A 15,131-nucleotide genomic window follows, 5' to 3' on the forward strand; every position below is an offset into this window, starting at 1 on the left:
AGCTGTTTGTAAATGTCTTAACCCTTGTTGTAAAGGTACACAGCTAACTTCGTTTAAAAAGTCTAATTCTTCTTGCTTTTTCCAATCGGTCAACATTGAAGAAGTTTGAGCGTAGCCTACTCTTTCTTGCTTTTCGTACCATGCTTGTGTTCGTTCGTGGAGAGCTTTGTTGTAAACTAATCTTACACAGCCCAAAGTGCGCCGCAATAGCGACTCTTGTTCGGGTGTTGGGTAAAATCGAAACGAATAGGCTTTTTCCATACCTCACATTTTAGCATATATTTCGTAAACGATGCTCATATTTAACAGTAAAGCCGTCGTAGAACGACGGGGTTTCAGACCCAAATTTTCGATGAATAAGCCAATTCAAGTTGATAGTTAGCGAATCCGCTTTAATGGTTAGTCTTGATAGACATTCATAGTATGTAGCCAAATGGTATCCGTATCCGCGTTTTCTTGTGTACTACCTAACAAAATTTCAAAATAGGAACGACTATCATAGACATGACGAAGGATGTTACAACGTTCGCTGTCTTCAATTACATCAAAACCCGCCGTTTTATTGGGGATTAAAGTAATCGACTGCATCCCATTATCAGCGGCAAAGCAGAGACGAATATCTAAGGGACTTCCCAACCAAGAGGGATCATCAAAACCAAAGACAGAAAATAATCTAGCATTGGCAACCACTAGAGGTATATTGTAGGGTTTAAACTCAAAAGGAATAGCTCCCATATCGGCTTCACCCCGTCTGTCTCCGACAAAATCGCAGGGAAAGTTATTAAAATTCCATAAAAAAGATCCATCCTCATTTTTGACGGTGATAATATAAGTTTCTTGGCATCGGTATAGAACCATAGATTGATAACATCCTTGAATATTTAATTAAGTTTTGTTGATGAAAGAGCTTGTTAGGTTGATTGAGGAAAGTTTGGTTTTTTTCCTCACACCAACCAACTGGTACTATAGCGTCCTATTCGCTTAATAACCCGTTTTGGAATCGATTGCCCCAGCATCAATACCTGCAACTGCCCAACCGACAGCAACGGGATCCTCTGTCACCACGCCAAAAACCAACGCGGCGGCGGAAACAAGATCACTGATCCAGGTATGCCCAACACCGCTAGTCACCTGATTTGGTACTAACATTCCATTCTCAGGAATATTTGATTCTGGATTATAAGCTGCCAAGGTACTCAGAAAAACACCACATGAACCAGTTGCACACATATAAGTCAGATTGGCATCGGCAATGATCGCCCAAGGAGACCCTGAGATGGTTGCATCCTGTTGGGCGGCATTGCCCGCCGTATTACTCTTGACATCAACAACCCAGATACTGCCCATAGAGGAATTAGAGGGGTTGGACGGAGCCGTGGCAATAAAGATTGCTCCCTCTGGATAATTTCCCGGATCTGCATTACCGGCGTTTGGTGAGTAGGCCAAAGATAAAATGACCTGTCCACTGGGTACTGTCCAAATAGGACTTAACGAGGCATTGAAACCACTATAGGGCTGATAGTGTAAACCGCCAGCCGGGGTTGCCCAGTAAATGCCATTTGGTCCTTTACAAACGTCAGTTGCAGTACATCCGCCGTGATAACCGTAAAGGATAGGAGTTGAAGATGGGTTCTGAGCATTGAAGATAACCCCCGTAGCTTCTTTCACACCGCCGAGTAACAGACAATCGTAATTAGTTAGCGTGTTCGCAGGGAAAAAGGTCAGAGATACGGACGCTCCAGACGCTCCATCTTCGTTATAAGATGTGTTTGAACCCACATAAGACAAGCTCGGCACGCCGTTAGACCAAGTGACTGAATACCAGTAGAGGTTGCCATTAGACGCTGCCACGTAAAGAAGGCTTTCGGGGAAATAATAGAAAAGTCCGGCAATTGGCGCATCGGGTTGTTTTTCCGAAGCGATCTGAGTCGTGACATTACTACTTGTGAAGTGGCTGCCTCCAGTAGCGGGATTAATGCTATTAAGCCAAATATTCTCGTCTTCAGATCCGTAAACAAAATAGTAAGGTGGTGAATAGTCAGTGTTGCTGTAATCAAGCAGAAACTCAATAGCAGTGGTACTGGCACCATTATTATCAAGATTACTCACCCCCCCTAAAGTATAACTTGGTGGGGTTGGATTCGGTGAAAATTGCCCAACCGAGATCCCACTTTGGTAAGCAGCGACGACAAAAGTATAGTTCTTATATTCACCAGCAGGAATAGTGATTGCCGAAATACATTGAGTGTAGGGAAAAGACATGATTATCTCCTTTTGAGTTGAAGTTAAAGAGAATTACTTGAGAGGTCAGAAGTAAATAATTTAATTATTTTCCCTTTCTTTCCCTCCCCATTTAGAGTCGTGCCGATTCCCACTGCCGACTGTATCAGAGATTTAGGATAACTAGGCTCAATTAGTGGCGATCGCCTATCTAATGGCAGTTACCATAGGGGTAAGTTATTTGCCCGTCGATACCCTTTTAAAATGTTTAAAGGGACTCCATTAATGAGAGCAGAAAAATTATTGACAGTGGTTTCTAGTTGTCCAGTGCTAGTATTGACACGATTCCACCAATCAGTGGCAATAATGTTAGATTTGATGCCATTTAAACCAGCGAAAAAGCTAGAGAGTTCTTTAGGCACATTAGCTGGTACTCCATAAGCACCTTCATAATTATACTGAGCCATTAATGACCAGAGAAAATTATTAGGTTGGTTGATAGCGTCAATTTGTTGTTGTAAATAACTCTGCACGTCTGACCAAAGAGTTACACTTGTACCACACCAATATTGTTTAATAGAACTGCTCCAAAAGGGTGTATTTTGTGCTAACCAATCAGACATACTATCAGGAAATTCGAGAGAACCAACTACAACTCGGCCAGTAGTTTGCCAAAGGTCTTTTAAGGGTTGAGAAATACCAGAGGGCGGAATTAATTTATCTTGTCCAATAGTGTTGATAATCAGATTAGATAAATCTTGATAGGTTTGGCTTGTCCAATTTCCCTCAAAATCATGTAAGTCAAGGATAACAAATTCTTGGGGATTATCAGCTAAAAATTGCGTTACTTGATTGAGAAAATCTACTAAAGTCAGGGGGAGAGCAAAACTCCCGTGACACATAACAAATTGATTATCCCCTGAGCCACTACTAAGCATTAATCTGAGATCAAGGGCGCGAATACCTTGACTAAGTTGCTGATTGATGTTTTGGTATTGAGTTTGTACCCATGATTGGCTAATACTACCAGCGCAATAAGTTGAGGCATCGTGAGTGCCTGGCAGGGTTAACTCATTGAGACAAAGGTTTTGAATACAAGGGGCAAATAATTCCATCCAATTATTAGCCCAGTGTAATACGGAAGGACGTAACACACTTTGATCATCTGCTAATCCGCCACTGCCATAATTAGGGGTTGGATAAGGACTCATTTGGCTTTGGGTATTACTAGGGAAATAACCAAGGGCGATCGTTACTACTCCATCATGAATCCATCCTACAGCAGATGTATTAGTAGTATCTGGAGTAGGATAAACAAAAAGACCATTGGGAATATTTTGCCATTCAACTAAAACCCCATAACCTGCTTCTGAGGGGACAGGCGTTGATAGTCCGTGAACTCCACTCTTTTTAGCACTAATTGTAAAGTTAAAGTTACTTACCCCCTCAAGGGTGTAGTTAGCATCACCCGCATCATCTATACTGTCATGACCTACTGTTTCTTTAAACTCAGCATAAAATTGAGTAAAGGAATTAGGACTAATCTGAGAAGATGGATCCCACTCCATCTGGTAACTATGGGATTTTACTTGATTGATGTTATATGGCGTAGCGTTGACAATTTGTATGTGAAATCCAGCACCCATAATAATTTTCTCCTTGATGAAGATGAGTATTGTTGACTTTTTAAAGTCGTTAATTGAGTTACAGTTAAAGAGAATTACTTGAGAGGTCAGAAGTGAATAATTTAAATATTAGCCCTTTCTGTACCTCAATAAGTAGTCATGCAAAATTAATTACCTGCTCGATCGAGCTAAAACCCTTACGGGGCAATGATCGTCATGTGTAAATAATTTTGCCTAGGTACTTATTTACAGTCGTGCCGATTCCCACTGCCGACTGTTTAGAGAAATAATTAGCTTAACTTAGTGGCAATATCATCTAAATCTTGCTCTGTTAGCGTCAGAGAATCAGCCACATTTTCCGTCAGCGGCCAGTCAATTTCCAGAAGATTGAAATAAGCTTGGATATGCTGAAAATAGGCTTCTTGAAGAAATTGCTTCAGGGGGTTTGGTTGCGGTTGAGAAAAAACGCCACATTTACCTTTCATGGCAAAAGTGCTGGGATTTAACGCCAGATAATTACAGTTTTTCACTTTTTGAATTTGACTATTAACTAATAGTGCAATTCTCGAAGATTTAGGAATATTACAAGATTGATACAGGGTAGGAATCTGCTGTAATTGCTGAATATTCCAAGCATGGGGAACAATATCCAAACTATTCCAGAGGCGGCTGCTTTGATTGAGACCTGGCTGCGTATTTCCGTAGTAATCAGAGAAGGTTTGATCCCCTGGGGTTGCTCCCGCAGAAAATTGGGTATTGACGGTGATTTGTTTACCAGTCGGGTTCCAAGTTGCTTGATTTTCGTACAGCCATAATGCCATTACTGGAGATAATGCTCCGCCTAAACTATGGCCGGTGGTAATGATTTCAATAGGTTGATCAGATTGGCTGGGAATTTCCTGGGTCAAAAATTCTAACAGAGAACGGTTAGAGGTATCTTTCAGGTTTTGCAGAATAGTAATTCCGGTATTTGTTCCTTCCGAAATTTTTCCGCGTTCGGGGAATTGCGTTGACCAGGAAACCATGTTATGGGTAGCAGCATCCTCCTGTAACCAATCAAAAACTGATTGGGGATTCGTAGCGGCGATCGCCACTACATATTGAGGGTTATTGGTTTCGGCATTTTCTCCCTTTGCCACATACATAATATTATCCCAGTTCTGATTTTTAGGATCATGATAATAAATAACAGGACCCCAAAGAATTGTCCATTGACCAATTTTTCCTTGAACCGTAGGATTGGCTAAATCGGAAATAACTTTCTCGCTATTACTGATATTAGCGAACATGGAAAGACAGAAAAGCGTTTGTTGTTGATCGTAAGTAGGCATTGAAATTTTCTCCCTCCGATTGTGAATTGATTTGTCGTATCTTAGACAAATCTAGGTAATTGTCACAACACAAATTTCACAAAAAAGGGATGACCGCTCTTTTTAACTTGATTAAGTTGACCCCAATTTACCCTATCATTAGAGGTGTAAAAATTAGCACCAGAACAGCTATTGGCGGAAAATGTAGGACAAGCATTGCTAAACAGGAAAAACTTTGATCGCTTTTTCGTAGTAAGCTTGACGATCAGCTAGTCCGTTAAGACCACCATTGACTCGTCGGGTGATTTCTTCCACCGTTGCACCGCGATCACAAAGAGCATTCATGTTATTGTTATGCCACCAAAAACCGCCACTGGTAAAAGGATAGGTGGTACTAACATAGTCAACTCCATCCATCACTTTCGGATCATGAATATAATTCGCAAAAGCTTGATAGTTACTGCGTCCCGTTAGTTGAATAACGCCTGCTCCCTTATATTTGGGACCATCTCCTGGATAAATATTTCCCAGGTCTTTCCGTCCGTTATACTCCTCACCGCTACCCAGTTCTTTCATCCATTTCAAGCCTCCACTTTCATGGGCAGTTTGGCTTAAGAAATGACACATTCGGGGGTGAGTGTTAATGTCAAAGCGATTTAAGCAAGAATTGAGGTCTGCTAATTGTCCATCGCTAATGACATTACCATAGATAAATTCGGCTTGAGTTTTGGAGATCAAATTATTACCCCCTGGTAATTCTTTAAGTTCTAGTAAAAATTTCGCCGAAGATGCTCCCAAGGTATCCAATTCGCCTTCTTTGATTTTTTGTTTGAATTCTTCAAAGGCTTGTTTTGTTTGGGATCCATAAATACCATCAACCCCATTAGCAGGAAGTAATCCGAAAACTTGTAAACGGGTCTGAACTTCTCGGCAAAGTTCCGAGTCTCCTGCTAAGGAATCAATGGGTTTAACAAGGTTTTGTTGAATGATGTCTTCTAATTTCATGGTGTTTATTTCCTGGTATTGAGTCCTGGCTCTGTCGTTTCATAGTAATTAGCAAAGTCTTGATCGCCAGGGGTTGCACCGGCAGAAAATTGCGTATAAACCTTGACTTGTTTGCCTTTTGGATTCCAGCTTGTCTGATTCTCATAATTAGATAGAGGATTGTCGGGAGGAGCAACTTTATGAGATGCTTAAGTTCTGCAGCTAAAAGTTATTCCTATGTCAGCCCCCCCCATCTTCAACTATTTGAGCAACTAAGTCAATGAATTAAGCCCAGAAACGTTGAATCTCGTCATAAAAATTTACATTCAAGAGCATACTAAATCTATACTTTAGACAGTCATAATCTGAGATTTATGAAACTTATGAAATCGGAGAGTGAGATCGGTCAAAATCATCCCCAATCTGGTAATTATGCCCCCCTAGATAGCCATCTTTGGGCCGATGCCACCTATCCCCTCGGAGCGCATTATCGGGGCGATAGTGTCACCTTTGCCGTCTATTCTAAAAATGCCAGTCAGATTCTTCTGGAAATCTACGAGCGCCCGACGGGAGAAAACGCTAAGTATGATTACCGGTTGACAAAAAACCCAAATGATGATATATGGCGGGCAAAAATCGCCGGTATTGGCCACGGCAGTTACTACGCTTTTCGCTGTTGGGGTCCCAATTGGCAATTTGATCAAAAATGGCAAAGAGGCCACAGTAACGCCGGTTTTCGGGCAGATGTGGACGATTTTGGCCATCGTTTTAACCCCAATAAAGTCCTCTTCGATCCCTACGCGCGAGAACTTTCCCACGACTTTGAAACCCTGGCCATGATCGCAGCCGGAGAAAATGCGGGAATCTATGCCACGGGAGAAGGGGACTACAAAGGAGTGATCCGGCGGCAATACGATACGGGTAAATGGTCGCCCAAAGGCATTGTGATCGCGCCGGATGGGACTTCTACCGGGATTCGTCCCCGTCTGGGCGACGAAAAAGCGATCATTTATCGAAAATTTGGGTCTAAAACCCCGTCCTTTAGCGTAGCGGAGGACGGCTTGACATTTCTAGCTAAATAGTTTACCATGGTAAATATAGTCTGGTAAACAAGATGTTAAAAGCGTTTAAGTACAGAATCTATCCGACCAGTGAGCAATCAGTTTTGCTCGCCAAATCGTTTGGCTGTACTAGATGGTTTTACAATTACGCTCTCAACTTAACATCCGAAACTTACAAGCAAACTGGAAAAGGATTAAGCAGAGACGAAATAATTAAGCTGCTGCCTTCCTTAAAAAAAGAGTATGAGTGGTTAAGCGAAGTACCATCGCAGGTATTACAACAAGCTGCTTTAAATCTTTCTAGTGCTTTCCTTAACTTTTTTGAAGGTCGAGCTAAATATCCTAACTTCAAGAAAAAGCAAAATAGGCAGTCGATTAGATTTCCTCAACACTGTAAGTTAAAAAATGATGTTTTGGTATTACCTAAAATTGGTGAAGTCTATTGCCAAGTTTCACGGCAACCAGAGGGAGACTTAAAGTCTGTTACGGTTTCAGTTAATCCATCAGGAGAATATTTCGCATCTTGTCTTTATGATGATGGTCAGGATTTACCCCAAAAATCATCAGAAGGAAAAGCTATCGGGATAGATGTTGGACTAACCCATTTTGCTATTACATCAGATGGGACTAAACATGGGAATCCTCAATACTATCGTAAGTACGAACAAAGATTAGCGAGGAGACAAAAGAAACTAAGCCGCCAGCAAAAAGGCTCTAAGAATCGAAATAAAGCTAGAGTTAAAGTGGCTAAAGTTCACTCTAAAATCGTTCGTTGTCGTGAAGATTTTCTGCACAAACTAAGTCGTAAATTAGTTGACGAAAACCAAGTCATAGTGGTAGAAAATCTGGCAGTCAGAAACCTGGTCAAAAACCCTAAACTAGCCAAATCAATTAGTGATGCTGGTTGGGGTCAATTCTGTACCATGTTAAAATACAAGGCTGAATGGGAAGGAAAAATCTATATAGAAGTAGATAGATTCTTTCCTAGCTCTAAGACTTGTAGTAACTGTTTAAATCGTCTGGATAGTTTGAGTTTAGATATTCGCAGTTGGCAATGTCCTAAGTGTGGAGAAACCCACGATAGAGATATCAATGCCGCTAAGAATATTCGGGATGAAGGTTTACGAATTTTGGCGGTAGGGCATACCGCTACTGCTTCTGGAGGGAGAGTAAGACCAAGTAAAGGCACTGCTTTTGCAAGGCATCTCCCTGTGAATGAAGAATCCCCACGCCTTTAGGCAACGGGAGTGTCAAGAGGCCCATGTGCGCGGTTTCAGCAATCACCCCTCCGCTAGTCGTTTAGAAGATATTCTCAAGGGAATTACGGGTTTTGAGGAAGTGGCTAACGTTCCCGACCAGTACAGAGGAACTTATGCAGGGGCCGGCTATATGGCCAAATACCTAAAAGCGCTGGGATTTACCACGATCGAACTCTTACCGGTCCAGGAAACCGCTAACGATAATAACCCCGACGATCGCCCCGGCGGTAACTATTGGGGTTACATGACCTTTGGTTATTTCGCCCCCGATCGCCGTTATGCTTATGATCGCTCCCCCGGTGGACCCACCAGAGAGTTTAAGGCCATGGTCAAAGCTTTCCACGACCAAGGTATGGAAGTTTATCTCGATGTGGTCTATAATCACACCGGAGAAGGGGGCAATTGGGGCAGCAACGATGTCACCGGATTTGTTAGTTTTGGTGGTTTTGATGTGGTGGAATATTATCAACTCAGCGACGAACATTATCTAGTTGATGGGGCCACTGGCTGCGGAAATCAATTAAACTTTTCCCATATTGTCACCTGTAATCTGGTTCTTGATTCCCTCACCTATTGGTTAGAAACCATGGGAGTTGATGGTTTTCGTTTTGATCTGGCCCCTGTCCTCGGTCGAACTCCTTCTAGTCATCAACGAGAAGATCGGGGCAAACAAAAACAATTCTTTCCTAAACATCCTTTGTTAGAAAAGATCGAGAAATTAGGCAAGAAATACGATGCCGAAATGATCGCCGAAGCTTGGGATAGCTGGGGTTACGAAGTGGGTAATTTCCCGACGGGTTGGGGCGAGTGGAATGGCCGTTATCGCGATGCAATTCGGCGTTTTTTAAAGGGAGATGGTAATACTTTTCAATTCATCGAACAGGTGAACGGAGATTATCGCAATTTTAACGACCAAGGCGGACCCCAAAAATCGATCGATTTTATTGTTGCCCACGATGGTTTTACCCTGATGGATTTGGTCAGTTATAACAACAAAAATAACCTCACTCCCTGGCCCTTTGGTCCTTCCGATGGCGGCAATAATAATAACGATTCTTGGGATTCTGGCGGTAATCAGGCCTTACGTCGCCAAAGATTACGCAACTTTTGGACGATGCAATTTTTATCTCGCGGTGTTCCCATGACTGTCTGGGGTGATGAATTTGGCCGCACTCAAAATGGTAATAATAATCCCTACAATATTGATAGTGTGGCCACTTGGAATAATTATGATATGATTGCCACCCGTTCACCCCATCTACTGCCCACCGGTTATCGGGAAGCTTATCACAATAATTTTGGCACGGGAACTAATCAAGAAGAACGCAATCCTTTATTTATTTTTGCCGCTTATATTGCTCACTTAAGAAACAATCATATAGCACTCAAACAGCGCCGCTATGGCGATATGGTTCTCAATGCGGGCAATAGTGTCACCTATTTATTTAAAAAACCCGATGGGGTTAGCGATTTAACTGCCCATGCTCGCTGTATTTGGTTTTTAATTGATGGTAGTGCCGTCGGTGATCACGATTTTTTGGTGTTAATTAATATGTATTATCTGCCAGTGGATTTTCGTCTTCCCTCCCCGGGCAATAATTATCGTTGGGTAAGAATTATTGACACGGCAGCTTGGGCAGAAAACGATTATAATTGTTGGTCTGTGGAGCAAGGGGCAGTAATTGCCGATAACTATAAAGTCAATGGTTTTTCGATCGTGGTTCTCGAGGAGATTAACTGAACTACCCACACCGATATCGGGGGTAATTTGGGGACAGATCGGGCAGCCGGCTAATATTGAGATCCAGATCGATTCCCAGCCGATTTCTGCTATATTTTTGGCAATAGGGAAATATAAACCCCTGTTGCATCTTATGTTTTACAACCCGCACTTAGCCCAAAATTGCCGTTAAATGTCTAAAACTAAAAGTAGTGTTATTATCCTAACCATAATTTGTATTATCGCCACAGCGATGGGAGTTTATCTAATCGATGGTATCGACTCCCAACAATTACAGAGCTGGTTAAAACAAATGGGAATTATGGCCCCCATTTTGTATATTATTCTCTATACGATCGGGACAATTCTAATTCTGCCCTCTACCCCCTTAAATCTCAGTGGTGGCGCGATCTTTGGGGTAGTTATGGGAACAGTTTGGACAACGATCGCCGCTTTGGTGGCCGCTATAGTTGCCTTTGCTTTTACCCGTACTATCGGCCGGGAATATACCGCCAAAAAATTTCAGGGCAAATGGCAAGCGATCGATGCAGAAATGCAGCAAGGCGGCCTATTTTATATGTTTGCTATCCGTCTATTACCGATTATTCCCTACGGTATCGTTAACTTTGTGGCGGGATTAACTTCTATCCGTTTTCGCGATTATTTCATCGGTACTTTATTAGGCACTGTCCCCGGAATTTTACCCTTTGTCATGATGGGTGCTGGTTTAAAATCTTTAGGAAAAGGCGATATATTGCCCCTAATGGTGGCTTTTACCCTCATTGCTCTGTTAGTAGCTGTGGGAACTTGGTATCGTCGTCGTCGGCAATTTCCCTTTCAGTGATCAACGATAAAATTAAGTTAGATTAGGAATATCCCGACTGAATCCCCATTGCTAAGGAGATAGCGTATCGATGCCTGCCGCAGATTATAAAGATTATTATGCCGTTCTGGGAGTAGGTAAAACTGCCAGCGCCGAAGAAATTAAAAAAGCTTTTCGCAAATTAGCCGTCAAATATCACCCCGATCGCAATCCTAACGATAAAAGCGCCGAAGAACGTTTTAAAGAAATTAGTGAAGCTTACGAAGTCCTCTCCGATAGCGAAAAACGCCAAAAATACGATCAATTTGGACAATATTGGCAACAGGCCGGGCGATCGAATTGGCCGGGTGGTAATCCGGGGGTTGACTTTGGTTCCGACGGTTTTGACTTTAGCCAGTACAACACCTTTGATGATTTTATCAATGAACTGCTCGGTCGCATGGGTCGCCCCGGCGGTACTCGCCCCCGTTCCCATTCCTACGGGACTCCGGGGGGAGGATTTGGCGATTTTAGCAATTTTAACGACTTTGCCGGTGCTCGTACTGCACCGCAATCCGTCACTTCTGGTATCTCCACCGCTAAACTGCGTCTGAGTTTTGGGGAAGCTTTACGAGGAGTACAAAAACGGGTTAATTTAGCCGGAGAAATGATCGATATCAAAATCCCCCCAGGAACCAAAACCGGTAATCGTCTCCGGGTACGGGGTAAAGGACTAATTGATCCCTTGAGTAAACAACGGGGAGATCTATTTCTCGATGTGGAATTAGAACCCCATCCTTTCTTTATTTTTGAAGGCGATAATTTAACCTGTGAAGTCCCGATTACTCCCGATGAGGCGGTTTTAGGCACAGCGATCGAAGTTCCTACCCCCGATGGCCTGGTGACGGTAAAAGTTCCCGCCGGTATTCGTTCCGGTCAATCCCTGCGCTTACGCGGCAAAGGTTGGATCGATAATAAAGGACAACGCGGCGATCAATTAGTCAAAATTGTCATCGATACTCCCAAAGAATTAACGGCGATCGAACGGGAATTATACGAGAAAATTAAATCTCAGCGTACCACCGATCCCCGTCGTCATCTCAGACAGGTGCAAATTTAAGTCCCTAGCTAGGGTTTGCCAAAACAGTTTTTCTTGGTGCTGATTACTGTCTCTGGGGTTTATAAGTGGTTAGGTGTTAAAACTCGTCAGTTCCCCCCCTTATCAAGGGGGGATTAAGGGGGGATAGGCACCCCCCTTATCAAGGGGGGATTAAGGGGGGATCGATCTAGAATTTAACCTTACTAGCCAACCAATTAGTAATTAATTTCGGGCTATTTTTCTTCACCCAATAGAGAGCATAAATTCTGAACATAGGCTTAGAAAAACGAGCGATCGCTTTCATAATAAAATTTAAGTAACGACTATGAAACTTTTTATTAATTAAATTTAACGAACCCACATCGTAAAGACAGTCGATGATAATCCTAAAAGTCGTTTCCTCTCTTTGGAATAAACTATCTATTAACAATAGCACTTCCTGAATCCTTTGCTGTTTAAGCTGTTCTTCTTCGTCGGAAACAGCCGAGAGAATCTGCTGCTGCTTAGATAATTTACTATCCGATGGGGTTAACATGATATGGTAAGGAAAAAATTAACTTGTTTTGATTTTATCCCTATTTGCCGATTTTGCAAGACCAAACTCCCCATCTATCCCCATTTTTACGATAACACGGATCTTTCCTCTCCCATGCCGTCTTGACTGTGATTGCTGTGATTGTGTCATGGACTGTGATTGATTATTGATAAAAGGTTGCTGAATACAATATAATCATAGTATTCATTCAATCATTTCAATCACAGTTTAGACTGATGCTGTGATTGTGTTATGGACTGTGACTGATTAAGAAAAATAGGGCAGAATAAAATTATGAAAGCTAAAATAAGGACTGAATCATGAATGCTCCCTTAACCACAAGTTTACTTTAGCAGTACAGGAATTTACCACTGAAGCAATCTCTAAAATCCCTATATTGTGGGAAAAAATCAAAACCCGATAATATAATAAAGTTAACCCTCATCACCCCGATTTTATCTATGGAACCGATAACAGTGGCGACAATTGTTGCTTTGGTATTTCAGACTACTGTAGAAAAATTTACCGAAGCTGCTCTAGAAAAAATTAATACTTTGCGGCAAATCATCTGGAATAAACTTAAAGCTAATCCTAAGGCTGAAAAAGCTTTACAAGCTGCTGAAAAAGGGTCAAAAACTGATCTAGAAAAAGTAGCAGATTATTTAAAAGTTGCCATGAATGATGAAGCAGATTTTGCCGAAAAAGTCAAGGGTTTAGCAACAGAAATTCAATCCTTGAAAATTCAGGATAATAGTAGTATGAACCAGGCTAATTCGGGAGGTCAAAATTTACAGAATCAGGGTCAGGTTAGTGAATTTTATCAAGCAGAAAATATAAACATCAATAAAATCTGACTGCAGCCGCCTGTTCAGGAACAGGTTAAACAACATCCTCACAATTTATCTAATAGTAATATCCCTAAATTTGTTGGTAGGAATCAGGAATTAATTGACTTAAAAAAGCAATTACAACAATCCCAAAAGCTTGCTATATCTACCTTAACGGGAATGGGAGGCATAGGTAAAACCGAACTAGCCAGACAGTTTGGCTGGCAAGAATGGCGAGAAAAAGCCTATCCCGGGGGTATATGTTGGTTAAATGTGGCAGAGAGTGACGGCGGTTTTATCGGTACTTCTATTTTAGATTTTGCGCGGGTACATCTCAAATTAACTTTACCAGACGAGGGAGAATTAGACGTAAAAATTCGTTATTGTTGGCAAAACTGGTTAGCGGGAAATGTCCTAATTATTTTTGATGATGTGCGGGATTATCAGCAAATTAGGGATTATTTACCACCGCAAGAAGAGAAACGCTTTCAGGTTTTAATTACCACTCGCAAGGAATATTTATCAGCGACAATTGCGACTTTTCGGGTAGAAGTGTTAAAAGAAAAAGATGCACTTGATTTATTGCGTTCCTACCTTGAAGACAACAGAATTGACACACAAATCGAGGCAGCTAAATTATTATGTCAGGATTTGGGTTATTTACCCTTGGCGTTAGAATTGGTGGCAAGGTTACTGGTACGACGACAGGATTGGAAAATTAGCAAAATACGGGATAAATTAGCCGAAAACGGCTTAGATGAGCCAAGTTTAGCCAAAAATCCCAAGTTTCATGCAGAAATGACTGCGGAAAGAGGGTTAAAAGCTGCCTTTAATCTCAGTTGGGAGGAGTTGCATAGCGAACCAGAAGCGCAAATTTTGGCACTTTACCTCAGTTTATTCGCTCTTGCGCCCTTTCCCAAAGGGATGATTCTGGATTTATTTCCCGATGAGGATGGGGATACAGTGGAGGAATGGTTAACCGATAGTTTAGTTCACCTGAGTTTAGTTCAGGATAATCGTGATGGTTGGTATGAAATTCATCCCCTGTTGCGTCGCTACTTTCGGGATAAGTTAGAAGCATCACCCCACGCAGAACCCGCAAAACGCCGTTATTGTGGGATTATGGCCAAAAAATCGGCAGAAATGCCACAGAATCCCACTATAGAAATCGTTGAAGAATTTAAACCTTCCCTTCTCCATCTACAAGCATCTGTCGGGGAATATCCCCAATATATCGCTGATGAGGATTTATTATGGTCCTATACGGGTTTAGCTTGGTATTATAAAGGACAAGGATTGTATGCTATTGCTGAACCTTACTGTCAAGCTTGTTTAACCGCAACTCGAACCCACTTAGGAGACAATCATCCCCATGTGGCAGCTTCCCTCAACAATTTAGCACTATTGTACAATTCCCAAGGTAGGTACACAGAAGCAGAACCTCTCCTTCTAGAAGCTTTAGATTTGACAAAACGACTCTTAGGAGACAATCATCCCCATGTGGCAGCTTCCCTCAACAATTTAGCACTATTGTACAATTCCCAAGGTAGGTACACAGAAGCGGAACCTCTCCTTCTAGAAGCTTTAGATTTGACAAAACGACTCTTAGGAGACAATCATCCCCTTGTGGCAAATTCCCTCAACAATTTAGCAGGATTGTACGATTCCCAAGGCAGGTACACAGAAGCA

12 protein-coding genes and 2 pseudogenes are annotated in these 15,131 nt (G+C 42.0%); 7 read left to right on the forward strand and 7 right to left on the reverse strand.

The window, feature by feature from the left end; genetic code table 11:
• The 6 genes from IM509_RS16330 to IM509_RS16355 all read right to left on the reverse strand — a co-directional run.
• Positions 1–261: helix-turn-helix domain-containing protein (locus IM509_RS16330; protein ID WP_272079515.1), on the reverse strand; the 261-nt coding region annotated here is incomplete at its 3' end.
• Positions 262–399: 138 nt separating this feature from the next.
• Complete coding sequence (locus tag IM509_RS16335) at positions 400–858, reverse strand: hypothetical protein (RefSeq protein ID WP_052277383.1); 459 nt, start codon at positions 856–858, stop codon at positions 400–402.
• Positions 859–981: 123 nt separating this feature from the next.
• Entirely contained in the window at positions 982–2,262 is a 1,281-nt protein-coding gene (locus tag IM509_RS16340) for a hypothetical protein (RefSeq protein ID WP_052277384.1), read from the reverse strand.
• Positions 2,263–2,441: 179 nt separating this feature from the next.
• On the reverse strand, positions 2,442–3,866 hold the full coding sequence (locus tag IM509_RS16345) for a phosphatidylinositol-specific phospholipase C domain-containing protein (protein ID WP_185237638.1): 1,425 nt from the start codon (positions 3,864–3,866) through the stop codon (positions 2,442–2,444).
• Between the two features lie 269 nt (positions 3,867–4,135).
• Positions 4,136–5,176: a lipase family protein gene (locus tag IM509_RS16350; RefSeq protein WP_185237511.1), complete on the reverse strand. Its 1,041-nt coding sequence runs from the start codon at positions 5,174–5,176 to the stop codon at positions 4,136–4,138.
• Between the two features lie 198 nt (positions 5,177–5,374).
• A complete protein-coding gene (locus IM509_RS16355; protein ID WP_072927179.1) occupies positions 5,375–6,160 on the reverse strand; it encodes a chitinase in 786 nt (261 codons plus the stop codon).
• Positions 6,161–6,522: 362 nt separating this feature from the next.
• Here IM509_RS16355 and IM509_RS16360 point away from each other — a divergent pair.
• The 5 genes and pseudogenes from IM509_RS16360 to IM509_RS16380 all read left to right on the forward strand — a co-directional run.
• Positions 6,523–7,197, forward strand: a pseudogene (locus IM509_RS16360) (glycogen debranching protein); the annotation flags it as partial.
• 56 nt (positions 7,198–7,253) lie between these two features.
• Positions 7,254–8,438 (forward strand): IS200/IS605 family element RNA-guided endonuclease TnpB, encoded by a 1,185-nt coding sequence (gene tnpB / locus IM509_RS16365; protein ID WP_072927185.1) that lies wholly within the window; start codon positions 7,254–7,256, stop codon positions 8,436–8,438.
• A 16-nt stretch (positions 8,439–8,454) separates the two neighbouring features.
• Positions 8,455–10,200 (forward strand): annotated as a pseudogene (locus IM509_RS16370) (alpha-amylase family glycosyl hydrolase); the annotation flags it as partial.
• A 172-nt stretch (positions 10,201–10,372) separates the two neighbouring features.
• On the forward strand, positions 10,373–11,023 hold the full coding sequence (locus IM509_RS16375; protein ID WP_185237513.1) for a TVP38/TMEM64 family protein: 651 nt from the start codon (positions 10,373–10,375) through the stop codon (positions 11,021–11,023).
• Between the two features lie 70 nt (positions 11,024–11,093).
• Positions 11,094–12,101 (forward strand): DnaJ C-terminal domain-containing protein, encoded by a 1,008-nt coding sequence (locus IM509_RS16380; RefSeq protein ID WP_185237514.1) that lies wholly within the window; start codon positions 11,094–11,096, stop codon positions 12,099–12,101.
• A gap of 166 nt (positions 12,102–12,267) precedes the next feature.
• On the opposite strand, the gene IM509_RS16385 is transcribed toward IM509_RS16380, so the two are convergent.
• On the reverse strand, positions 12,268–12,615 hold the full coding sequence (locus tag IM509_RS16385; RefSeq protein ID WP_185237515.1) for a hypothetical protein: 348 nt from the start codon (positions 12,613–12,615) through the stop codon (positions 12,268–12,270).
• A gap of 461 nt (positions 12,616–13,076) precedes the next feature.
• On the opposite strand from IM509_RS16385, the gene IM509_RS16390 reads away from it, so the two are divergent.
• The gene (locus IM509_RS16390) at positions 13,077–13,469 is read left to right on the forward strand and encodes a hypothetical protein (RefSeq protein WP_185237516.1); all 393 of its coding nucleotides are present in this window, start codon (positions 13,077–13,079) and stop codon (positions 13,467–13,469) included.
• 135 nt (positions 13,470–13,604) lie between these two features.
• Positions 13,605–15,131, forward strand: a 1,527-nt coding sequence (locus tag IM509_RS16395; RefSeq protein WP_353847216.1) for a tetratricopeptide repeat protein, incomplete at its 3' end; no start/stop codon positions are given.

It is taken from the genome of Microcystis sp. M31BS1, from assembly GCF_020245285.1.
In the GTDB taxonomy this organism is placed as follows: domain Bacteria; phylum Cyanobacteriota; class Cyanobacteriia; order Cyanobacteriales; family Microcystaceae; genus Microcystis; species Microcystis panniformis.